Raw genomic sequence first — 23,929 nt, 5'->3', positions numbered from 1 at the left:
TGGCTGCTGCTGCCCCAAACTCTTTCGCGCCGCAGACGCGATGCCGGATCCCCGTGACGGATCTCCGGAGCCCGATGGTCTCGATTTCCGGCCTTCGGCCAACACTTTGGAGCCCGCGCAGTCTCCTGCCGTGGCTTTTCAAAGATCGGAGAGCCCACACGAATGCGGAACCTCGATTGATTTTTTAATGGTGGCTCCGCATTCGCGTGGCCTTCGGCGTTCTCTCGAGGCTTCCGGCCCCTACAGGTGATCATCTCGCCTCGCTGCGTGGCTTTGTTCGCGGCTTCCTTTCGGGAAACTTTGCCACTTGCACGGCCAATCCGAACCCGGCCCGGTGGCCAGGGGGAGGCTTGATAGGAAGGCTTGCCTTTCGACGAGCACTCCATGACTTTCACCTCTTCCACCGTCCCCGCACGTTACGGTTCCGATGAAAGCGCCGGCTCCCGCCTGCCCGCGAACGTCTCGCGAAACACTCCGGCGACGGAAGCGGGAGGATTGTAGGCATGAGTTGGGAGGGCGGGGATGATGACGCGGTTAAGTCGTTGGAGATGCTGGAAGGGGGACGATGAACTGTCCACGGGCAAACACCAAAAGACAGCATTGGACGGTATTCCCCGCCATACCCCCCTCTGCCCTGCCGGACGTTCGGCACTGCGATCGATCGCTCCGGCTTCGCTGGATCGGGCCTCATCCCCTAGAGCGGGGCAATCAGATAGGGGATACGAGGCGGCGCGTGGAGCCCCTCCCCCTTGTGGGGAGGGGTTGGGGAGGGGACTTCATTCCGCCTCAAGACCCCTCCCGCCTGCCGGCCACCCTCCCCACAAGGGGGAGGGTTAAGAAATGCCGCGCCGCCATACATCCTCATATGCGATTGCCCTGCCCCTTGAGGGGGAGATGCCCGGCAGGGCAGAGGGGGGTATGACGGGGCACGGCCTCTCTCAAATCGCCTCACGACCCCACCCGAAAATCAGCTTTTCGGAAAGCATGATGCGGTCGCTTCCAAGGGCGCTCAGGCTGCCGCAGCCGCCTTTTTCTTTTCGATGCGAGCCCGGATCGACTCGATGTCGGCCTTCGGCGTCGCCTTGAAAAGCGTGCGGGTATAGTCGTGCTTCGGGTCGGAAAACACCTCTTCGCGGGTGCCGTATTCCACCGCCTCGCCGAAATACATCACCATCACCTCGTCGGCGATGTAGCGCACCACCGACAGGTCGTGGCTGATGAAGACGTAGGTGAGGTTGAATTCGTCCTGCAGGTCGGCGAGCAGGTTCAGGACCTGGGCCTGCACCGAAAGGTCGAGGGCCGAAACCGGCTCGTCGAGCACGAGAAGCTTCGGGTTCATCATCAGCGCGCGGGCGATGGCGATGCGCTGGCGCTGGCCGCCCGAGAACATGTGCGGATAGCGGTTGTAGTGTTCCGGGCCGAGGCCGACCTTCGTCAGCATTTCGCTGGCGCGGTCGCGGCGTTCGCCGGCCGACATGTCGGTGTTGATCGCCAAGGGTTCGCCGAGCACGTCGCCGATCTTCTGGCGCGGGTTGAGCGAGCCGTAGGGGTTCTGGAAGACGATCTGCACCTTCTGGCGCATGTCCTGGGTCAGGTGGCCGGGGCGGGTATCGACCTTCTTGTTGTCGATCAGCAGGTCGCCGCCGGTCGGTTCGTCGATGAAGGTCAGCATGCGGGCAAGCGTGGACTTGCCGCAGCCGCTCTCGCCGACGATTGCCAGCGTCTTGCCGCGTTCGAGCTTGAAGGAGACACCCTTCACCGCATGGATGATCTTCTTCGGCTTGAAGAGGCCGCCCGGCAGTTCGTAATCGCGCTTGATGTCGCGCACTTCGAGCATGGTGTTGTCGGTCATATTATCGCTCATGCGCGTGCCTCCGGCGCGGGTTCCGGATTGCCGTCGAAGAAGGCGGAAACGGTGGTGAGGCGGTCGCCGGTTGCGTTTTCCGGCAGGGCCGCCAGCAGCGCCTTGGTGTAGTTGCTCTTCGGGTTTTCGAAGAGGGAGAGCACGTCGGCCTCCTCCATCTTGCGGCCCTTGTACTGCACGACGACGCGGTCGGCGGTCTCGGCGACGACGCCCATGTCATGGGTGATCATGATCAGGCCCATGCCGTTCTTCGCCTGCAGCGCCATGATCAGGTCGAGAATCTGCTTCTGGATCGTCACGTCGAGCGCGGTGGTCGGTTCGTCCGCGATCAGCAGTTTCGGATTGCAGGCGATCGCGATCGCGATCATCACGCGCTGGCACTGGCCGCCGGACATCTGGTGCGGGAAGTGGTTCAGCCGCTCTTCCGGGTTGGGCAGGCCGACCTGGTTGAACAGTTCGATGGCGCGGGCGCGACGAGCCTTGCCGTCAAGGCCGAGATGGATGCGCAGCACTTCCTCGATCTGGAAGCCGACCGTGAAGCACGGGTTGAGGCTGGCGACCGGCTCCTGGAAGATCATCGCGATATCCTTGCCGATCAGCTTGCGGCGCTCGGCCGGGCTGATGTTCTGGATGTCGCGACCCTCGAAGAGCATGCGGTCGGCGGTGATCTTGGCGGTCCAGGGAAGCAGGCCCATGACGGCCAGCATGGCGACGGACTTGCCGGAGCCGGATTCGCCGACGATTGCCAGGACCTCGCCCTTTTCGACCGAGATGGAAACGCCGTCGACGGCGCGGAACCAGCCGGTTGCGGTTTCGAATTCGACGGTGAGGTTGTCGATTTGCAAGAGCGCCATGATCAGGACCTCTTCAGTTTCGGGTCGAGCGCATCGCGCAGGCCGTCGCCCATCAGGTTGATGGCGAGAACGGTGACGAGAATGGCGACGCCGGGGAAGGTGACGACCCACCAGGCGCGCAGGATGAATTCACGCGCTTCGGCAAGCATCGTGCCCCATTCCGGTGCCGGCGGCTGGGCGCCCATGCCGAGGAAGCCGAGGGCGGCGGCATCGAGGATGGCGTTCGAGAAGGAGAGCGTTGCCTGGACGATCAGCGGCGCGGTGCAGTTCGGCAGGATGGTGCGGAACATCAGGCGCAGCGGGCCGGCGCCGGCAAGCCTTGCGGCGGTCACGTAGTCGCGGGTCTTTTCGGCCATCACGGCGGCGCGAGTGAGGCGCACGAAATGCGGCTGCAGGGTAAGCGCGATGGCGATCATGCCGTTGGTCAGGCTCGGGCCGAGGATCGCGACGAGCACGAGGGCGAGCAGCAGCGACGGGAAGGCGAGGATGATGTCCATCAGGCGCATGATGACCGTATCGATCCAGCCGCGGTAATAACCGGCGATCAGGCCGACGATGATGCCGCCGGTGAGCGACAGCGTCGTCACGAAGACGCCGATGAACAGCGAATACTGCGCGCCATAGATCAGGCGGGACAGGATATCGCGGCCGACAGGATCGGTGCCGAGCAGATAGGACGGGTTGCCGCCCTCGGCCCAGGCCGGCGGAAGCAGGGCGAAACCGCGATACTGTTCGAACGGCGAATGCGGGGCGATGAACGACGCGAAGATCGCCACGACGACGAGGCACACGAAAACGATGAGGCCCAGAACGGCGCCGCGATTTTCGGCAAAGTAGAACCAGAACTCGCGGAGCATCTGGCGGCGCATCGCGGCGCTGGAAACCGGTTCGGCAATCTTGGTAATAGTGGTATCGGCCACGGGATTTTCTCCTTCTTGATGCCGGATCAGTGTCGGATTCTGGGATTGATCAGGCCGTAGAGCAGATCAACGACGAGATTGACGAACATGATGATGGCCGCGATCAGGAGCAGGCCGCCCTGGATGACGGCGTAGTCGCGGCGGAAGACGCTGTCGACCATCCATTTGCCGATGCCCGGCCAGGAGAAGATCGTCTCGGTCAGAATGGCGCCGGCGAGCATGACGCCGATCTGCAGGCCGATCGTGGTGATGACCGGGATCATGGCGTTGCGGAGCGCATGGATGCCGACGACGCGGAAGGGCGAGAGGCCCTTGGCGCGGGCGGTGCGGACGTAGTCTTCCGAGAGCACTTCCAGCATGGCGGAACGCGTCTGGCGGGCGATGACCGCGAGCGGAATGGTCGCAAGCACGATCGACGGCAGGGCAAGATGGCTGATCGCCGAGGCGAAGGCGCCCTTCTGTCCCGACAGCAGCGAATCGATCAGCATGAAGCCGGTGACCGGCGGGAAGAAGAACATCAGCGAGATGCGGCCGGAAACCGGGAACCATTGCAGGGTGCCGGAAAAGAGGATGATGAGCAGCAGGCCCCACCAGAAGATCGGCATCGAATAACCGACAAGCGCAATGCCCATCAGCCCCTGGTCGAAGATCGAGCCGCGCTTGATCGCGGCGATCACGCCGGCCGGAATGCCGAGCGCGATGGCGATGACGATGGCACAGAAGGAAAGCTCCACGGTCGCCGGAAACAGCGCCCAGAACTGGTCGAGGATCGGCTTCTTGGACACGATCGACGACCCGAAATCGCCGGTCAGCACGCCGCCGAGATAATCGAAATACTGGACGACCAGCGGCCGATCCAAGCCGAGCTGGGCACTGATCTGGGCATGCCGCTCCGGCGACATGACGCGTTCGCCCGAGAGAAGTGCGACCGGATCACCCGGCAGAAGTCGGATAAATGAAAAGGCAATGATCGAGACCCCGATGAAAGTCGGGATCAACACGGCAATACGCCGTAAAAGGAAGCCAAACATTCGAAACCTTCAGTGGTTTTTGGTTCGTGGCCGGTTCACAGCTTTGTCAAGCCCTGAAGGCGGCAATCCTGGCGTCTGCGCCAAATTTTGGCGTCTCATAAGAAAATGCCGCGGGAAACGCAACGCGTCCCGCGGCAAAATCGTCGTTTATCGGCAATTACTGAGCGATATCGACTGCTTCGAAGGTGAAGTCGCCGAGCGGGCTCTGGGTAAAGCCGGTCACGCCCTTGCGCATCGGGACGACGGCGAGGGAGTGGTCGATGGTTGCCCAGGGAGCGTCCTTCTTGAAGATCGCCTGAGCCTGTTCGTAGAGCTTGGTGCGCTCTGCCTGGTCGGAGACGACCTTGGCCTTCTTCACGAGGTCGTCGAATTCCTTGTTGCACCACTGAGCGCGGTTGTTGCCGCCGACGGCGTCGCAGCCGAGCAGCGTATCAAGGAAGTTGTCCGGATCGCCGTTGTCGCCGGTCCAGCCCATGATGGCGGCGCCATCGCGGTTCTTGTCCTTCGAACGCTGCAGGTATTCAGCCCATTCGAAGGAGACGATCTCGACCTTGACGCCGATCTTGGCGAAATCGTCCTGGATGATTTCGGCCGCGCGGCGGGCGTTCAGCATGTAGGGACGCGACACCGGCATCGCCCAGACCTTCATGGAGAGGTCCTTGACGCCTGCATCGGCGAGCATCTTCTTGGCCGCGTCGAGGTCGTACGTGTCGTCCTGGGTGGCCTTGCTGTAGGACCACATGGTCGGCGGGATCGGGTTGACGGCAGGTGTCGCCATGCCCTGGAAGACGGCGTCGACGATCGCCTTCTTGTTGATCGCCTTGTTCAGCGCCTTGCGGACTTCGACCTTGTCGAACGGAGCCTTGGTCGTGTTGTAGGCGAGGTAGGCGACGTTCAGGCCTTCCTGCTCCAGAACCTGGAGGCTCGGATCAGCCTTCATGGCCTTCACGTCGGCAGCGTTCGGATACGGCATCAGGTGGCATTCGCCGGCCTTGAGCTTCTGGTAACGAACGGCGGCGTCGGTGGTGATGGCGAACACGAGGTCGTCGATCTTCGGAGCCGGGCCCCAGAAATCGGCGTTCTTCTTGTAGCGGATGACGGCGTCCTGCTGGTAGCCGACGAAGGTGAACGGGCCGGTGCCGACCGGCATCTGGTTCAGCTGTTCCTTCTTGCCGGCCTTGTCGAGGCCGTCGGCATATTCCTTCGACATGATCGAGGCGAACGGCATGGCGAGGTTGGCGAGGAACGGTGCTTCCGGGCGGTTGAGCGTGACCTTGACGGTCAGGTCATCGACCTTCTCGATCGACTTGATGAGCTTCGGGAAGCCCATGCCATCGGCATATTCCCAGGTCGCGCCGGAAATGTACTTGTTCCAGGCATTCTTTTCGTCGATCTGGCGGCCGATCGAGAAGACGACGTCGTCGGCGTTCAGGTTGCGGGTCGGCTTGAAGAAGTCGGTCGTCTGGAACTTGACGTTCGGACGCAGCTTGAAGGTGTAGACGGTGCCGTCAGCGGAAATCTCCCAGCTCTGGGCAAGGGCTGCTTCCGGCTGGGTCGTGCCCGGCTTGAACTCGAGCAGGCGGTTGTAGATCGGATGTGCCGAAGCGTCGAAGGTCGTGCCGGCGGTATAGATGCCGGGATCGAAGCCTTCCGGAGAACCTTCCGAGCAATATACGAAGGTCTTGGCGCTGGCTGCGCTTGCGAAGAACGTTGCCGACAGCAGCGCTGCGGCAAGGGCGAGTTTGTATTTCATATGGATCTCCCAATGACCTGTGGCCGGCTTATGTGCCGTGCCCGGTTGATGTCTTCAGTTGGAATGGTGCGCTTCGCGCCCAACGACTGGTATTTTTGTGTCCACCTCCTGGCCGGCGATATTTCGCTGCGGCCGGCCTTCAAAATGCGTTTCTCCTGGCGGGTCCGCTCCGGCCTTCAAGCCGCGCATGTCCCTATTGTTCTTTGATCCCGATCAACGGCCTCCCGCCGTATCGGATTTCACGCCCGCTTTGTTTTTTAGAAATTTGTCCACAAAATTGGCAAAATCCCGATGCATTTTTATTGTTTTCGGCTCCTACCGTAGATTTGCCTGCGGGCCGTGGGGCGCGAGCATAGCGATTATCATCCCGTTGTCGAGATGCGAAGATTCGCGCTCTGGTCACATTCTCATCCCTTCCGCCCATCTCTCCGTAGGTCCTATTTCCGTTGCAATGCCGCATTGCCATCGGCTCAGAATTGGGTACGGTTCGGGCCTTCCGACCAGCATAGATGTATCGAGGCAACGGTTTCATGACGACAGGCAATTCCAATCTCCCGCTCGTTTGGGATTTCATCGACCGCAAGAAAGAGGTCTTCACGGAACTCGCGGATCGCGTTTGGGAGACGCCGGAAACCTGCTACATGGAGACGCTTTCCGCTGCCGCGCATCGCGAGATGCTGGAAGCGCAGGGCTTCGAGATCACTGAAAACGTCGCCGGCATTCCGACCGCGCTGATCGGCGAGGCGGGCAATGGCGGTCCGGTGATCGCCTTCCTGGGCGAATACGATGCGCTGGCCGGCCTCAGCCAGAAGGCCGACGTCACCCGGCATGAACCGACGACCCCCGGCGCCAACGGCCATGGCTGCGGCCACAATCTTCTCGGCTCCGCATCGCTGCTTGCCGCCACCGCGGTGAAGGACTGGCTCGAAAAGACCGGCACCCCCGGCCGCGTGCGTTATTACGGCTGCCCGGCGGAAGAAGGCGGCGCCGCCAAGGCGTTCATGGTGCGGGCCGGGGCCTTCGAGGATGTCGATATCGCGATCAGCTGGCACCCGAGCAATTTCGCCGGCGTGCAGCGGGAGACCTCGCTTGCCAACTGCCGGATCGACTTCACCTTCACGGGCCGCGCCGCGCATGCGTCAGCCGTGCCCGAACTCGGCCGCAGCGCGCTCGATGCCGTCGAACTGATGAGCGTCGGTGTCAATTATATGCGCGAGCACATGCCATCCGAGAGCCGCATCCACTACGCGGTTCTGGATAGCGGAGGCATCTCGCCGAATGTCGTGCAGGCGCATGCCAAGGTGCGCTACGTCGTCCGCTCGGCTGATCTGCCGGGGCTTTTCACCCTGATCGAGCGGGTCAAGAAGGTTGCCGAGGGTGCGGCGCTGATGACAGAGACCAAGGTCGAGAGCACGATCCTGGCAGGCGTTTCCAACCTCGTCGTCAACACGCCGCTGATGGACGTCATGCAGGACGTCTGGGACAGCATGGGCCCGCCGCCGTTCGACGCCGCGGATATCGAGTTTGCTGACCAGATCCGTGCCACGCTGACGCCGGAAGACATTGCGGCAAGCTGGAGCCAGGAGCGCCTGGAACAGCGGGATGTTCCGCTTGCCGACTTCATTCTGCCGCCGCACACCGAAAACCGCCAGATGGGTGGTTCGACGGATGTCGGTGATGTCAGCTGGGTCGTGCCGACCGTGCAGGCCTATGGCGCGACGCTCGCCATAGGTACCCAACTCCATACCTGGCAGGTGGTGGCGCAGGGCAAGAGCCAGCTTGCCCACAAGGGCATGGTCTCGGTCGCCAAGGCCATGGCCGCGACCGGGCTTGCCGCCATGACAAGCGATCAGCTTCGCGAGGCGGCCTGGGCCGATCTCAAGAAGCGGCGCAAGGGACAGGACTACAAGAGCCCCATTCCGCCCGGCGCCGAACCTCCGGTCGCGGCAATGACGCTGAAATGACCAAATAAACTGATCGACGCGTCAACTATTTTGAACGGTCGGCCTCTCTGAAACGGCGATTTGGGCTGTCCAACATCGCCGTTTCCGCATATGAAATTTATGCGCCGTTGCGTGTCTCACAGGAGGTCCGTCGTGACTATTCAGCCCAATTCCATCGAAGCCCGGGACAAGGCTTACCAGCTCCACTCCTACACCAATGCCCGCGCGCTGGAGCGTGACGGATCGCTGGTGATAGACCGCGGCGAGGGCATCTATGTCTACGACGTGAACGGCAACAAATATATCGAGGGCATGGCCGGGCTCTGGAGCGTCGGCGTCGGTTTCGGCGAAAGCCGGCTCGTCGAAGCGGCCGCCAGGCAGATGGCGAAGCTCCCATATTACCATACCTTCACCCTCCGCAGTCACGGCCCGTCGATCGATCTTGCCGAAAAGCTGATCCAGATGGCGCCGGTGCCGATGTCGAAGGCCTATTTCACCAATTCCGGCTCCGAAGCCAACGACACGGCCATGAAGATGGTCTGGTATCGCTCGAACGCGCTCGGCAAGCCGGAAAAGAAGAAGATCATCTCGCGCATCAAGGGCTATCACGGCGTGACGATCGCCAGCGCCAGCCTGACCGGCCTGCCGAACAACCACCGCTCCTTCGACCTGCCGCTCGCCGGCGTCTTCCACACGACCTGCCCGCATTACCGTGCCTTCAAACAGGAAAACGAGACGGAATCGGCCTTCGTCGAGCGTTGTGCCAAGGACCTCGAAGACCTGATCCTCAAGGAAGGCCCGGAAACGGTTGCCGCCTTCATCGGCGAGCCGGTCATGGGTGCGGGCGGCGTCATCGTGCCGCCGGCCGGTTACTGGGATGCGATCCAGAAGGTGCTCAGGAAATACGACATCCTGCTGATCGCCGACGAGGTGATCTGCGGCTTCGGGCGCACCGGCGAGATGTTCGGCACCACGACCTATTCCCTGCAGCCGGACATCATGACGCTGTCGAAGCAGATTTCGTCGTCCTACCAGCCGATCTCGGCGCTGCTGATCAACGAGAACGTCTACGGGCCGCTTGCCGACGAATCGGCGAAGATCGGCACGTTCGGCCATGGCGTGACCGCGGCCGGCCATCCGGTCGCCGCCGCCGTTGCGCTGGAAAACCTGGCGATCATCGAAGAACGCGACCTCGTCGGCAATGTACGGGCGCTGGCGCCGAAGTTCCAGAGCCGGCTGAAGGCGCTGGAAAGCCATCCGCTTGCGATCGAAGCCCGTGGCGTCGGCCTCATCGGCGCCCTGGAACTGAAGCCACGCGACGGTTTCGCTGCCGGCCAGCTCGGTCCCAAGCTGCTGGCGATCATGCTCGAAAAAGGCCTGATCTCACGGGCGATCGGCGACTCGCTGGCGCTCTGCCCGCCAATGATCATCAACGAACAACAGATCGACACGATCTTCGACACGTTCGAAGCCTCGCTCGAAGTCTTCGCGAAGCAACTCGCTGCCTGATACCTCCGGAGCCGCGCTAACCTATTGGTGCGGCTCCGATTGCTCTTCACGCGAGCGCGCCTATATTGCTCGCTATGCTGGATCTCATCGAACCCTATTGGCCGCATATCCTCTTCGTTTTGTCGGTCCTGATGGGGGCCGCAGCTGCGATTCACGCGGCGATGACCAAGGAAGAAGTCCGCTCGGCGATCGGCTGGGTCGGCGTCATCGTTCTGTCTCCGATCGTCGGCGCGCTGCTTTACCTTGTGGCGGGGGTAAACCGTATCCGCCGCGCCGTCATCAGCGATCGACGGGCGCTGCTGCAGGGAGAAATCCGTGCGCACGTCGTTTCCTACGACGCGACCAACGACATGGTCATCGGGGAATTCGGGCATCGCTTCCGGGCGATGAAGACGCTCGGCGACCGGGTGACGCGCCACCGGCTGACGACCGGCAATACGATCGTCGCGCTCGATACCGGCGACGAAGCCTATGGGGCGATGCTGAAGGCGATCACCAAGGCGAAACGCAGCCTCATCCTCGAGACCTATATCTTCGACCGGGACAGGATCGGCATCCGGTTTGCGGAAGCTCTGATTGCTGCGGTCAAGCGCGGCGTCGAGGTGCGCGTGCTGATCGATGCGGTCGGAGCCCGATATTCGGTGCCGAGCGTGCTCGGCATGCTCAGAGACGGCGGCGTCACCGCCGATGTCTTCAACGGCAATGTCATCATGGGGCTGCGTCTCCCTTACGCGAACCTGCGCACCCACCGGAAGATCCTGGTCATCGACGGCCGGGTGGCGTTTACCGGCGGCATGAATATCCGGGAAGGTTTTTCAAGCGAATTCAGCGGCGACAAATGTTCGTTCGACACGCATTTCAAGGTAACCGGGCCGGTCGTCGCCGACCTGTTTGCAATTGCCGCCGCCGACTGGCGATATGCGGCCGACGAGGCGTTGGAGGGCGCGGCCTGGGCGCTGCAGGCGCCGGAGACCGAGCCCGGTTCGCCGGTCATCATGCGCGCCGTGTCTTCCGGACCCGACCGGAGCGTCGAGACGAACCACAAGATGCTGATGGGTGCGTTTTCCGTGGCGCGTTCCTCGATCCGCATCGTATCGCCCTATTTCCTGCCGGACCGCGAACTGATCACCGCGCTCGTCACGGCTGCCCGGCGCGGGGTGGAGGTCGATATCGTCGTGCCGACCGCCAACAATCTCGTTCTGGTCGATCGGGCGATGACCGCGCAGTTCGACCAGATGCTGAAGAACTACTGCCGGATCTGGCGGGCATCCGGCCCGTTCAACCACTCCAAGCTTCTGGTGATCGATGGGCGCTGGGCCTATGTCGGGTCCTCGAACCTCGACCCCCGATCGCTGCGGCTCAATTTCGAGGTCGATCTCGAAGTTCTGGACTGCCCTTTCGCGGAAGCTTTGGAACGAAGGATAGATCTGGCGATTTCTTCCGCAACCGAAGTGACGCTCGATGGGTTGATGGCAAGGCCCTTCCTCGTGCGGCTCATCGAGCGCGTGTTTTGGCTGGGGTCGCCCTATCTCTAGTTGCTGGATAGATGGGCCGCTTGCCCTATAAATTTCATTGATCGGCGAATAGTCAAAAGAACCATGCGGGAAAAACGTCCCAATCTTCCGAAAAGCATTCTGGCTTCCATCCGGGCTCGAAGGAACCGCGGCGCCGGAACGCATGAGGGGCGCGAACGCGGGCACGGCATGCTGATCGCCTCCTACAACGTGCACAAATGCGTGGGTATCGACGGCAGGTTCGATCCCGCCCGCACCAGCCATGTGATCCGCGAGATCGGCGCCGATGTGATCGCGCTGCAGGAAGCGGATTCCCGGTTCGGCGAGCGACGTGGTCTGCTCGACCTCGCGTGGATGGAGCGGGAGACGGGGCTTTTTCCGGTGCCTGTTTCCGGTGTCGCCAAGGCGCATGGCTGGCATGGCAATGTGATCCTCTTTCGCGAAGGCCTGGTGCGCGACGTTCATCAGGTCAAGCTGCCGGGGCTCGAGCCGCGCGGTGCCTTGATCACCGAACTGGAGCTCAAGGACGGCAGCGCATTTCGGATCATCGCGGCCCATCTCGGCCTGCTCAACCGTTCGCGTCAGCAGCAGGCCCGCATGATCCTCGACATTCTGCGTTCGCGTGACGAGCAGCCGACCGTGCTCATGGGCGATCTCAACGAATGGCGGCTTGGCGACCGCTCTTCCCTGAACACGCTTGCGACCGTCTTCGGTCTCCCGGCTGCGGTGCCGAGTTTTCCGTCGCGCCTGCCTGTCCTGGCGCTCGACCGCATCATGGCGAACCAGCCCGGGCTGATCGATGCCGTCGAAACCCATGACAGCCCGCTTGCGCGGCTTGCTTCCGATCACCTGCCCATCAAGGCGGTGGTAAAGCTCGGTTCCCTGCCGCTGTCTCAAGGAGCGGAAGCCGGCTGAACCGATCCTTTTCCGGCCTTTACCGAAATGGAAACCGCCGATAGGTTTGCGGCCTCACTGCCTCGCCCTCCGAACGGAATTTCCCGCATGACCGATATCGCCATGATCGAAGCCGCCCGTGTCCGTCTCGATGGCCACGTGCGCCGCACCCCGCTGCTATCCTCGCCCTTCCTCGACGACATTGCCGGGCGGCGCGTCTTCGTGAAGCCGGAATGCCTGCAGCACACCGGTTCGTTCAAGTTTCGCGGCGCCTGGTCGGCGATCTCGGCGCTGTCGCCCGACGTCCGTGCCAAGGGCGTGATCGCCTTCTCGTCGGGCAACCATGCCCAGGGTGTGGCGCTGGCGGCGAGGATGCACGGCATTCCGAGCGTGATCATCATGCCGTCCGACGCGCCGCGCATCAAGATCGAGAATACCCGTGCCTATGGCGCCGACGTCGTGCTCTATGACCGCCTCAACGAGGATCGCGATGTGATCGGCGCGCGGCTGTCGCAGGAGCGCGGCCTGACGCTGATCAAGCCGTTCGACGAGCCGCTGGTGATCGCCGGCCAGGGCACGACCGGGCTCGAAATCGCCGAACAGGCCAAGGAGGAAGGCATCGAGAAGGCCGACGTGCTGGTACCGACAGGCGGCGGCGGCTTCATTTCCGGCGTCGCGCTGGCATTAAGCGCCAAGGCGCCCAGTTTTGTCGTCCACCCGTGCGAGCCGCAAGGCTTTGACGATGTCACGCGTTCGCTGGCCTCTGGACAGATCGAGCGCAATGCGACCCAGGGCGGCTCGCTCTGCGATGCGATCGTCACGCCGCAGCCCGGCAACATCACCTTCCCGATCATGTCGAAGCTCTGCGGCGCAGGTCTCGTGGTGACCGACGACGAAGCGTTGCATGCGGTGGCGCTTGCCTTCAGCCGGCTGAAGATCGTCGTCGAACCCGGTGGGGCGGTGGCATTGGCGGCCGCTCTTTTCCATGGCGAGACGCTAGGCGATACGGTGATTGCGGTCTGCTCGGGCGGCAATATCGACCCGGATATCTTCCGTTTGGCGCTGGATCGTTTTGGCGTCTAAAGGGCCGGCAAAGGGCAGGGGTATAATAAACCGTTAAACACCCGGATGGGCCGTTAAGAAAAAAGGATTTTCTACGGAACTGGTGGCAGGTTGGAACATTATCTCTATCGGGTTGGTAGAGATAAGCTAGCATAAGGACAACGCTCGAAAAGGGCGGAACCAGAACCCGGGAGACATCCATGCGTCACATCGAGCATCAGACACGGTCTTTCCCAGCTCGCGGCTTTGCGGGCAAATGGCAATGGGCGGCGAATACGGTCCTGGTAACGGCAGCCTTCATCTTTGTCGGTGCCGTGACACTCGGCCTCTTTCCCTGAGGCTTTCAGGTTTCGCCTTTTCAAATTCGGGCTTGGTCCTCCCAAGACCGAAAACACCTCCCGCGCTTTGCTGCTCGGGAGGTGTTTTCGTTTAAGGGCCTATTTCGCGGGGAGATAGGCTTCGGCAAGCTCCACCCAGAAGCTCGTTCCGATTGGCAGCGCGTCGTCGTTGAAATCGAAACGCGGGTGGTGCAGCGGCGGGTCGTTGTTGGTGCGCCTGGTGCCGAGCAGGAAATAGGTGCCCGGCCGCTCCGCCAGCATATAGGCGAAATCCTCGGCGCCCATGGACGGGCGGGGCAAGTCGACGACCTTGTCCTCGCCGACGACACGACGGGCGAGATCGCGGACGAAATCCGTTTCCGCCTTGTGGTTGATGGTCGCCTCGTAACCGCGCTTGTAGTCGAGCGTGACGCCCATGCCGTAGCTGGCGGCCTGGCCCTCGGCGACCATGCGGATGCGCCTTTCCAGCTCGTTGCGGACGTCCGGGTCGAAGGAGCGGATGGTGAGCAGCATTTCCGCCCGCTCCGGAATGACGTTGCTCGCCATGCCGGCATGGAAGGCGCCGACGGTGATGACCATCTGGTCGAGCGGGTGGATGTTGCGCGAGGCGATCGTCTGCAGCGCCATGATGATGCTCGCGCCGCAGACGATCGGATCCGATGCGTCCTGGGGCTCGGCGCCATGGCCGCCGCGGCCATTGACCGTGATGCGGCATTCGTCGACGGCCGCCATCATCGGGCCTTCCTTGACGCCGATCTGGCCGAAGGGCAGGCTGGGATCGTTGTGCAGGCCGAAGACGGCATCGCATGGGAAGCGCTCGAACAGGCCGTCCTCGATCATCAGTCTGGCGCCGCCGAAATTCTCCTCCGCCGGCTGAAAGATCAGGTGGATCGTGCCGTCGAAATTCCTCCGTTCGGCTAGGATTCTGGCGGCACCGAGCAGCATCGCTGTGTGGCCGTCATGGCCGCATGCATGCATCAACCCCTTGTTCCTGCTGGCATATTCCGCACCTGTTTCTTCCTCGATCGGGAGCGCGTCCATATCGGCGCGGATGCCGATCGACCGGCCGCCGGTGCCGTTCTTCAAAGTGGCGACAACGCCCGTCTTGCCGAGGCCGCGGGTGACTTCATATCCGAGATCGGTGAGCTGCCTGGCGACGAAATCGGATGTGTTGAACTCCGACAGGCCGAGTTCCGGATATTGATGAAGGTAACGGCGGGTGGCCACCACGTCGGCCATGTCATTGGAAAACTGGATCGTCATTGCTCAAAACACCGAAAGTTCGATTGGATTGGTTGCGGGGCACGACGAGATCGCCCTTGCGTCTGAGATGAATAGCAGCGCGGCCTTTGGAAGGTAACCCTCGGTGTTAAAATTTCACTCTGTTCGGCTGCCGCAAGACGTTCAGGCGTGCCTGTTACACAAGTGCGGAATTCCTCGAATTATCAAGGGCCTGCTTCCGTTCAGGTTCCATTCAGGCTAGGCTCGATAGAGCCGGAACATGTGTCAATCCGCAGGAAGTGAGCAATAGATTCCAGTCAGTCATTTGCAATATCCGGACTGCTCTCTATTTCCCATCCTCGCGGGTCTGCATCCGGCCGGTCACCATAATCCAAATGATGACTGGCGCTTCCGATGCAGGCCGAGTAAGGCGAGGCCGACAAACCCTTAGAGTTTTCAGCAGAAGCCCGTATCCATGTCATTTCACACTCCGCCGTCAGCTTCCTCGCGCGAAACCGAAGCCAAGCAGATCGATCACAACGATTCGATCCGCTCGACCTATTTCAACATCGATGCATTGTGGGAATGCGGCGAGAAACTCGGCAAGGAGGGCACGCCCAGCTTGCCGGGCCTGATGGAGTTCGAGTTCTTCAAGCGGCATCATGAAAACGAGAAGGAAATCCTGCGGGTCTATCGGGCGACCGCTACCGACGTCGATGCCGGCGCGTCGATCACGCCCGCCGCCGAATGGCTGCTCGACAATTATTACATCGTCGAAGAGGCGATCCAGGAGGTCCGCCGCGACTTCCCGAAAAAGTTCTTCCGCCAGTTGCCCACGATGACGGTCGGCGGCCAGGAATTGCCGCGTGTGCTGGTGCTCGCCTGGCTCTATGTCGCCCATACGCACAGCAGCATTTCCCGCGAGGCGCTGGCCTCCATGGTCCAGGGTTTCCAGGTCAAGGAGCCGCTCGAGATCGGCGAACTCTGGGCGCTGCCCTCGTTCATCCGTTTCGTGCTGATCGAGAACCTGCGCCGCATCGCGACCCGTGTCGATCGTTCGCGCAACATGCGCCGCCGCGCCAACGAGACGGCCGACGAGATCATCCGACTCAACAACGAGGAGGCGAGCGCCGATGTCCTGAAGGGCATCGAGAACCTGACGAACGACAATACGTTCACGGCACAGTTCCTCTACCGCCTTCGCAACGCCTCGCAGACATCGGGGTTTGCGGTCGCCTGGCTCGAGCAGCGGCTCGAACAGGCGGGCACCGACGTCGAAGAGGTGATGCTCGCCGAGCAGAACCGTCTTTCGTCCGGCAACGTGACGATGGGCAACATCATCAAGAGCCTGCGCGAGATCGACGATACGGAATGGAGCGTCTGGTTCGAAGACGTTTCGCAGATCGACAAGATCTTCCGCGAGCGCACCGATTATCAGGCGCTCGATTTCGGCTCGCGTAACGCCTATCGCAACCGTATCGAGCAGATTGCCCGCCGTTCCCGCAAGAGCGAGGCTGAGGTTGCGGAAGCTGCCATCCAGCTCGCCGAAAAGGCGTCGGCGGAAGAAAATGCCGATCCGCGCGAGACCAATGTCGGCGCCTTCGTCGTCGGCCGCCGCCGCCGCGAGCTGGAAGCGGCAGTCGGGTACAATCTGCTGTTCGTCCAGAGGGTTGTCCGTCTTGTCCGCCGCCTCAACTGGTTTGCGATCGCAGGCCCGGTAATCCTGATTACCGTTCTCGCCATGGCGATTGCCGGCTGGTTCCTGGTGCAGGCGGATATTCCGCTGCCGGTCGTTTTCTTCTTCCTGCTGATGTTTGCGCTGCCGGCTTCCGAAGGCGCGACCGGCCTGTTCAATACGCTGGTGACCTACGTGGTGAGGCCAGCCCGGCTGGTCGGCTACGAATTCAAGGAAGGCATTCCGGAAGCGGCAAGAACTCTGGTTGCCGTGCCCTGCCTGATCACCGACCGGGATACCGTGGACGAGCTCGTCCGAAACCTCGAGGTCCACTATCTCGCCAATCCGCATGGCGAGATCTATTTCTCGCTGCTCAGCGACTGGCGCGACAGCAAGTTCGAGGAGACCGATACCGACCTCGAAATCCTCGATTATGCGAAGCGCGAGATCGCAGCGCTCAACGCCAAGTATGGAGAAGACGGCAAGGCGCGCTTCTATCTGCTGCATCGCCGCCGTCTGTTTAATCCCGCCGAAGGCGCATGGATGGGCTGGGAGCGCAAGCGCGGCAAGCTGCATGAGCTCAACATGCTGCTGCGCGGTGATCGCGACACCAGCTATCTTCCGGGTGCCAATATCGTTCCGCCGAACGTCCAATACGTCATGACGCTCGATGCCGATACGCGCCTGATGCGCGATGCGGTGACCAAGCTCGTCGGCAAGATGCACCACCCGATCAATCAGCCGGTGCTCGATCCGAAGACCAATCGCGTCATCCACGGCTATGGCCTGATGCAGCCGCGCGTGACGCCGTCGCTGACGACCGGCAAGGAAGCCTCGGTCTTCCAGCGCGTCTTCTCCGTCGGCCGCGGTCTCGACCCTTACGTCTTCACCGTCTCGGACGTCTATCAGGACCTGACCGGCGAAGGCAGCTTCACCGGCAAGGGCCTCTATCACGTCGATGCGTTCGAGGCTTCGCTCAAGGGCCGAATCGACGAGAATTCGGTCCTCTCGCACGACCTTCTCGAAGGTTCGTTCGCACGCTGCGCCCTCGTCACCGACGTGGAACTGGTCGAGGACTTTCCGGTCCGCTACGAGGTCGAAGTCTCGCGTCAGCATCGCTGGGCTCGTGGCGACTGGCAGCTCCTGCCTTACATCCTCGATCCGAAGCGGGGCGTGACTGCGCTTGGCCGCTGGAAGATGGTCGACAACCTGCGCCGGTCGCTGACCCCGATCGCCTGGTTCTTCGCTTCCGTGCTCGGCTGGTACTTCATGGATCCGCTCGGCGCGCTGATCTGGCAGATCCTGCTGATCTTCTCGCTGTTCGTCGCGCCGACCCTCAGCCTGGTCACCGGCCTCCTGCCGGGCTCTACTGACATCGTCCCGGGCGCGCATTTCTATTCCGTCTGGTCCGACATGCGTTCGGCCAATGCGCAGGTCGCGCTCCGCGTCGTCTTCATCGCGGATTCCGCCTGCATCATGACCGATGCGATCGCCCGGTCTCTTTACCGCCTGTTCTTCAGCCGCAAGCTGATGCTGGAATGGCGCACGGCCGCCTCGATCCAGTCGAGCGCGCAAGGGAGCCCGCAGGATTACTACAAGACGATGTGGCATGCGCCGGCGATTGCCGTGCTCAGCATCATCCTGTCGGCCATGCCGGGCGACAACGCGTTCCTGGTCGGCATCCCGTTCGCCGTGCTGTGGATATTCTCGCCGCTCGTCGCCTGGTATGTCAGCCAGTCGGCGGAGACCGAAGACCGGCTGTTCGTGCCGGAGCCCGTGTCGGTCGAACTGCGCAAGATCGCCCGCCGCACGTGGCGGTATTTCGAGACCTTCGTGACCGCGGAGCAGAACTACCTGCCACCGGACAATTTCCAGGAGAAGCCGAACCCGGTCATCGCCAAGCGCACGTCGCCGACCAATATCGGCGTCTACCTGCTGTCGACGATCTCGGCGCGGCATTTCGGCTGGATCAGCTTCACCGACACGGTCGAGCGCATCGAGCAGACGATCTCGGCGGTTGAAAGAGCCGACAAGTTCCGCGGCCACATGTACAACTGGTATCATACCGACACGCTGCAGCCGCTGATGCCTCGCTACGTCTCGTCGGTCGACAGCGGCAACTTCGCCGGCCATCTGATCGCCATCTCGTCGGCCTTACGCATCTGGGCCGAGGCTCCTTCCGCGCACCTTCAGGGCAATCTCGACGGTATCGGCGACGTTTCCGGCATTCTGGCCGAGACGCTGAAAGCTCTGCCGGACGACCGCAAGACGGTGCGCCCGCTGCGTCGCCGTCTGGAAGAGCGTATCGTCGGCTTCGGCAACGCGCTTGCCGCGGTGAAGCGCGAGCATGAATTCGCATCGATCCGGATCATCAACCTCGCCGTGCTCGCCCGCGACATCCAGAAGCTCGCGGTCAACCTCGACCAGGAAGTCCGTTCGGCGCAGAGCGACGAAGTTACCCGCTGGACCGCGTCTCTCGTCGCCGCCTGCGAGGCGCATATCGCCGATAGCGTCTTCGACAATGCCAATATCGAATCGCTGCGGGAGCGGCTCGGCGTGTTGCGCGACCGAACCCGCCGCCTCGCCTTCGCGATGGATTTCAGCTTCCTGTTCCGCAAGGAACGCCGCCTTCTGTCGATTGGCTATCGTGTCGAAACCAACGAGATCGACGAAGCCTGCTATGACCTGCTCGCATCCGAAGCGCGCCTGACCAGCCTGTTCGGGATTGCCAAGGGCGACCTGCCGACCGAGCACTGGTACAAGCTCGGCCGCCAGGTGGTGCCGATCGGTGCGCGAGGCGCCCTGGTCTCCTGGTCCGGCTCGATGTTCGAATACCTCATGCCGCCGCTCGTCATGCAGGAGCGCCAGGGGGGCATCCTCAACCAGACCAACAATCTGATCGTGAAGGAACAGATGAACCATGGCCGCCGCCTCGGCACGCCATGGGGCATCTCGGAAGCGGCGTTCAACGCTCTCGACCATCAGATGTATTATCAATATTCGAACTTCGGGGTGCCGACGCTCGGTCTCAAGCGCGGTCTCGGGCAAAACGCCGTCATCGCTCCCTATGCGTCGATCCTGGCCAGCCAGTACGACCCGATCGCTGCCTCTGAAAACCTCGCCGAACTGCGCTCGCTCGGAGCGCTCGGGGTGTTCGGCTTCTACGACGCGGTGGACTTCACGCCGACCCGCGTACCGGAAGGCAAGCGCTACGCGGTGGTGTTCAACTATTATGCCCACCACCATGGCATGTCGATCGCAGCGATCGCCAACGTCGTGATGAACGGCCTGCTGCGCGAGCTCTTCCATTCCGACCCGACCATCGAGGCTGCCGAACTGTTGCTGCAGGAAAAGGCACCGCGCGACATTCCGGTGATGAGCGCCAAGCACGAAGAAACCCCCGGCAAGGGCCAGGGCGAGCTGTTGCGTTCGGAAATCCGCACCATCACCAACCCGGCCACCAAGGACCGGGAGCTGGTGCTACTCTCCAACGGCCACTACTCGGTCATGCTTACCGCGACCGGCTCGGGATATTCCCGCTGGAACGGACTGTCTGTCGCCCGCTGGAAGCCCGACCCGACCGAAGATCGCTGGGGCCAGTTCCTGTTCCTGCGCGACACCACGACCGGCGAATGGTGGTCTGCCACCGCCGAGCCACGTCGCATCGAAGGCGAAAAGACCAGGGCGATCTTCTCCGACGAACGGGCGGAATTCCACAAGACGGTCGGCGACCTCACGAGCACGGTCGAATGCATCGTCGCCAGCGAACACGATGCCGAAGGCCGCCGCCTGACGCTGCTCAACATGGGTACCGAGGATCGCTTCATCGAAGTGACCTCCTATATGGAGCCCGTGCTGACCACCGAGGACGACGACAACGCCCACCCGGTTTTCCAGCGGATGTTCGTCCGCACCGAAATCGGCCGCCGCGGCGACGTCATCCGCGCCTGGCGCAACAAGCGCGCGCCGAACGAGCCGGACATGGTGATCGCCCATCTGGCAGCCGACAATGCCGGTTCGGCTCGCCCGACCGAATTCGAGACCGACCGCCGCAAGTTCCTCGGCCGCGGCCGCACGCTTTCGGAAGCTGCCGCCTTCGATCCCGGCGCGACGCTGTCGGGCACCGACGGCTTCACGCTCGATCCGATCCTGTCGCTGCGCCGCGTCGTGCGTGTGCCGGCCGGCAAGAAGGTGAGCGTCATCTTCTGGACGATCGCCGCACCGAGGCGCGAAGAGCTCGACCAGGCGATCGAACGTTATCGCCATCCGGATGCCTTCCAGACGGAGCTCACGCAGGCCTGGACGCGCACGCAGGTACAGATGCGCCATCTCGGCGTCTCGTCGCAGGATGCCGCGGCGTTCCAGCACCTGGCGCGCTATCTCATCTATCCGGACATGCAGCTGCGCGCCGACCAGGCAACCATACACGCCGGCATGCAGCAGCAGTCGTCGCTCTGGCCGTCGTCTGTGTCGGGAGACTTCCCGATCTTCACGCTGCGCATCAACGACGACAACGACATGCCGGTCGCCAAGGAAGCGATGAGCGCCCAGGAATACCTGCGCTCGCGCGGCGTCGTCACCGATCTCGTGATCTTCAACGAGCGGGCGGCCTCCTACGCGCAGGAAATGCAGCAGGCGCTGGAACATCTCTCCGAGAGCGCCCGCCGCCTCAGCCAGCAGGAAGGCCAGCGCCAGCACGTCTTCTCGCTGCGCCGCGACATCATGGACGACGAGGGTTCGGAAGGCCTGATCGCTGCATCCCGCGTGGTTCTGCACGCCCGCAACGGCAAGATCAGCGACCAGCTCAACCGCACGGCAACGATCTTCGCGCCGCCGAAGGACCAGCAGATCGAGGTCGACCGCCGCCCGCTGCTGAACGGCGAGATCTTCCAGCCTCCGGCTCCGATCGAGGCACCGGCGGATCTCGACTTCTGGAACGGTTTCGGCGGTTTCACCAAGGACGGCAGCGAATATGTGGTGCGCCTGCACGGCGGCCAATCGACGCCGCAGCCGTGGATCAACATCATCTCCAACGACAAGTTCGGCTTCCACATTTCGGCGGAAGGTTCGGGCTTCACCTGGGCCAGGAACTCCCGCGACTATCAGCTGACGGCCTGGACCAACGACATGGTCATCAACCGTCCCGGCGAGGCATTCTACATCGCCGACCGGGATAGCGGCGCTGTCATGACGCCGTTCGCGGTGCTGTCGCGCAAGCCGGAGGTCAAGTTCGAAACCCGGCACGGCCTTGGTTACTCGGTCTTCTCGAGCGAAGAAGAAGGCCTGAAGATCAGGCTGACCCAGACGGTCGACAGGACACGGGCGGCAAAGGTCTCGTCCATCCTCCTCCACAACGGCGGTTCGGAAACCCGCAGGCTGCGCGTCTACGGTTATGTGGAATGGCTGCTCGGCGCCAATCCGGCCCGGTCCATCCCGTTCATCCTCTCAAGCCGAGACGAGGAGACGGGGACGCTCTTCGCCACCAACTCCTACAGCATCGACTACCGCCGCTTTGCCTTCATGGGCATGAAGGAGACGCCGGTCGGCTTCACGGCGAGCCGCCGTGAATTCATCGGCCGCTTCGGTTCGGTCCAGATGCCGGCGGCGGTGATGTCCGCTTCGGCGCTCGGCAATGCTCTCGATCTCGACGGCGACCCCTGCGCGGCGCTCGCCTACGACATCGAGCTCGCGCCGGGCGAAGAGCGGACGGTGACCTTCTATCTCGGCGATGCCGATACGAAGGAAGAGGCTCAGGCGCTGGCGGCCCAGCTGCGCGGCGAGGAGTTCGCTCCGATCCTCGCGGCGAACCGCGACTTCTGGACCGGCTTTACCGGCCGCCTGAAGATCTCGACGCCGGACAAGTCGCTCGACAACATGGTCAACCACTGGCTGCCCTACCAGGCGCTCGGCTGCCGCATCATGGCCCGCACCGCCTTCTACCAGGCATCCGGCGCCTTCGGCTTCCGCGATCAGCTGCAGGATACCTTGGCCTTCCTGGTGCACGAGCCGTCGCTCGCCCGCCGCCAGATCGTCAACGCGGCTTCGCGGCAGTTCAAGGAAGGCGATGTGCTGCATTGGTGGCTGCCCGGCTCCGGCGCCGGCGTCCGGACGATGATCTCCGACGACGTCGTCTGGCTCGCCTATGGTATCCACCAGTATGTCTCGGTAACCGGCGATGCATCGCTGCTCGACGAAGAGCTGGCGTTCATCGACGGGCCGGTGCTCGAAAAGAACAAGCACGACTCCTTCTTCCAGCCGACCGTGTCGACCGATACAGCAACTGTCTACGAGCATGCGGCAAGGGCGCTGGACCTGGCGATCACGCGCACCGGCGACAAGGGCCTGCCGCTCATCCTCGGTGGCGACTGGAATGACGGCATGAACCGCGTCGGCATCGGCGGCCGCGGCATGAGCGTCTGGCTCGGCTGGTTCCTGGCCGCGGCACTGCGCAACTTCCTGCCCTATGCGGAGGCCCGCAAGGACAAGAAGCGCATTCAGCGCTGGACGGATCATATCGAGACGCTCAAGCAGGCGCTCGAAAAGGCCGGCTGGGACGGCACCTACTATCGCCGTGGCTATTTCGACGATGGCTCTCCGCTCGGCTCGAGCACCAGCGACGAATGCCGTATCGACTCGCTCGCCCAGTCCTGGAGCGTGCTCTCGGGCGAAGGCGATCCGGAACGTGCCGCCCAGGCCATGGATGCGGTGCTCGAAAAGCTCGTCGACAGCCAAGCCGGCATTATCCGCCTCTTCACGCCGCCGTTCCAGGATACCCGCAAGGACCCGGGCTATATCAAGGCCTATCCACCGGGTATTCGTGAAAACGGCGGCCAGTATACCCATGCGGCGATCTGGGTCGTGCTGGCGCTGACAGCGCTGAAGCGGGGCGACGATGCCTGGAAGTGCTTCCAGATGCTGAACCCGATCAACCATGCGCTGGACCGCGATGCGGCCGAGACCTATCGCGTCGAACCCTATGTGGTCGCGGCCGATGTCTATGGTCACGGTTCCCATACCGGGCGCGGCGGCTGGACCTGGTATACGGGTTCTGCGGGCTGGCTCTACCGTGCGGCGACCGAGGGCATCCTCGGCATCCGCCGCCAGGGCGACCGGCTGTTCGTCAATCCGGCGCTGCCGACCGACTGGGATGGCTTCACCGCCGAACTGACCATCGACGACACGGTGCACAAGATCACCGTCGAGGGCGACAAGGTCACGATCGACGGTCAGGCGGTCAATGAAACGGAAGGTTTCCTTCTTGCCGGAGCCGCCGCGAAGCGTCTGCCGGAACCGGCCAATAGCTGAGACCTCGGCCGGCCGGGAAGCTGAATCTGTCAAAAGAAAACCCGCC

13 protein-coding genes are annotated in these 23,929 nt (G+C 62.6%); 7 read left to right on the top strand and 6 right to left on the bottom strand.

Going from position 1 to position 23,929, the window contains the following annotated elements:
* Positions 1 to 1,009 precede the first annotated feature (1,009 nt).
* From LZK81_RS21675 to LZK81_RS21655, 5 genes are all read right to left on the bottom strand, one after another.
* Positions 1,010 to 1,864 (bottom strand): dipeptide ABC transporter ATP-binding protein, encoded by an 855-nt coding sequence (locus LZK81_RS21675; protein WP_233954633.1) that lies wholly within the window; start codon positions 1,862 to 1,864, stop codon positions 1,010 to 1,012.
* The gene (locus LZK81_RS21670; protein ID WP_233954632.1) at positions 1,861 to 2,718 is read right to left on the bottom strand and encodes an ABC transporter ATP-binding protein; all 858 of its coding nucleotides are present in this window, start codon (positions 2,716 to 2,718) and stop codon (positions 1,861 to 1,863) included. The genes LZK81_RS21675 and LZK81_RS21670 overlap by 4 nt, the downstream gene beginning before the upstream one ends.
* A gap of 2 nt (positions 2,719 to 2,720) precedes the next feature.
* Entirely contained in the window at positions 2,721 to 3,587 is an 867-nt protein-coding gene (locus tag LZK81_RS21665; RefSeq protein WP_233956654.1) for an ABC transporter permease subunit, read from the bottom strand.
* Positions 3,588 to 3,664: 77 nt separating this feature from the next.
* Positions 3,665 to 4,669, bottom strand: a complete 1,005-nt coding sequence (locus LZK81_RS21660; RefSeq protein ID WP_233954631.1) for an ABC transporter permease subunit — start codon at positions 4,667 to 4,669, stop codon at positions 3,665 to 3,667.
* A gap of 157 nt (positions 4,670 to 4,826) precedes the next feature.
* Positions 4,827 to 6,422 carry an ABC transporter substrate-binding protein gene (locus LZK81_RS21655; RefSeq protein WP_233954630.1) on the bottom strand — a complete coding sequence of 532 codons (1,596 nt, stop codon included), beginning with the start codon at positions 6,420 to 6,422 and terminating at the stop codon, positions 4,827 to 4,829.
* Between the two features lie 530 nt (positions 6,423 to 6,952).
* On the opposite strand from LZK81_RS21655, the gene LZK81_RS21650 reads away from it, so the two are divergent.
* The 6 genes from LZK81_RS21650 (at position 6,953) to LZK81_RS21625 (ending at position 13,682) form a co-directional block, all read left to right on the top strand.
* Entirely contained in the window at positions 6,953 to 8,386 is a 1,434-nt protein-coding gene (locus LZK81_RS21650; RefSeq protein ID WP_233954628.1) for a M20 family metallopeptidase, read from the top strand.
* Between the two features lie 132 nt (positions 8,387 to 8,518).
* Positions 8,519 to 9,874, top strand: a complete 1,356-nt coding sequence (locus LZK81_RS21645; RefSeq protein ID WP_233954626.1) for an aspartate aminotransferase family protein — start codon at positions 8,519 to 8,521, stop codon at positions 9,872 to 9,874.
* A gap of 74 nt (positions 9,875 to 9,948) precedes the next feature.
* Complete coding sequence (gene cls / locus LZK81_RS21640; protein ID WP_233954624.1) at positions 9,949 to 11,409, top strand: cardiolipin synthase; 1,461 nt, start codon at positions 9,949 to 9,951, stop codon at positions 11,407 to 11,409.
* A 63-nt stretch (positions 11,410 to 11,472) separates the two neighbouring features.
* Entirely contained in the window at positions 11,473 to 12,303 is an 831-nt protein-coding gene (locus LZK81_RS21635; protein ID WP_046637333.1) for an endonuclease/exonuclease/phosphatase family protein, read from the top strand.
* Between the two features lie 87 nt (positions 12,304 to 12,390).
* On the top strand, positions 12,391 to 13,365 hold the full coding sequence (locus LZK81_RS21630) for a threonine ammonia-lyase (RefSeq protein ID WP_046605140.1): 975 nt from the start codon (positions 12,391 to 12,393) through the stop codon (positions 13,363 to 13,365).
* Positions 13,366 to 13,544: 179 nt separating this feature from the next.
* The gene (locus tag LZK81_RS21625) at positions 13,545 to 13,682 is read left to right on the top strand and encodes a hypothetical protein (RefSeq protein ID WP_233954622.1); all 138 of its coding nucleotides are present in this window, start codon (positions 13,545 to 13,547) and stop codon (positions 13,680 to 13,682) included.
* Positions 13,683 to 13,781: 99 nt separating this feature from the next.
* On the opposite strand, the gene LZK81_RS21620 is transcribed toward LZK81_RS21625, so the two are convergent.
* On the bottom strand, positions 13,782 to 14,945 hold the full coding sequence (locus LZK81_RS21620) for a M20 aminoacylase family protein (RefSeq protein ID WP_046605141.1): 1,164 nt from the start codon (positions 14,943 to 14,945) through the stop codon (positions 13,782 to 13,784).
* Between the two features lie 433 nt (positions 14,946 to 15,378).
* Between LZK81_RS21620 and LZK81_RS21615 the strand changes: the two genes are divergently transcribed.
* Positions 15,379 to 23,883, top strand: a complete 8,505-nt coding sequence (locus LZK81_RS21615; protein ID WP_233954620.1) for a GH36-type glycosyl hydrolase domain-containing protein — start codon at positions 15,379 to 15,381, stop codon at positions 23,881 to 23,883.
* Positions 23,884 to 23,929: the final 46 nt, after the last annotated feature.

This window comes from Neorhizobium galegae (assembly GCF_021391675.1).
Classification (GTDB): domain Bacteria; phylum Pseudomonadota; class Alphaproteobacteria; order Rhizobiales; family Rhizobiaceae; genus Neorhizobium; species Neorhizobium galegae_B.
This window is presented reverse-complemented; position numbering and strand designations above follow the sequence as displayed.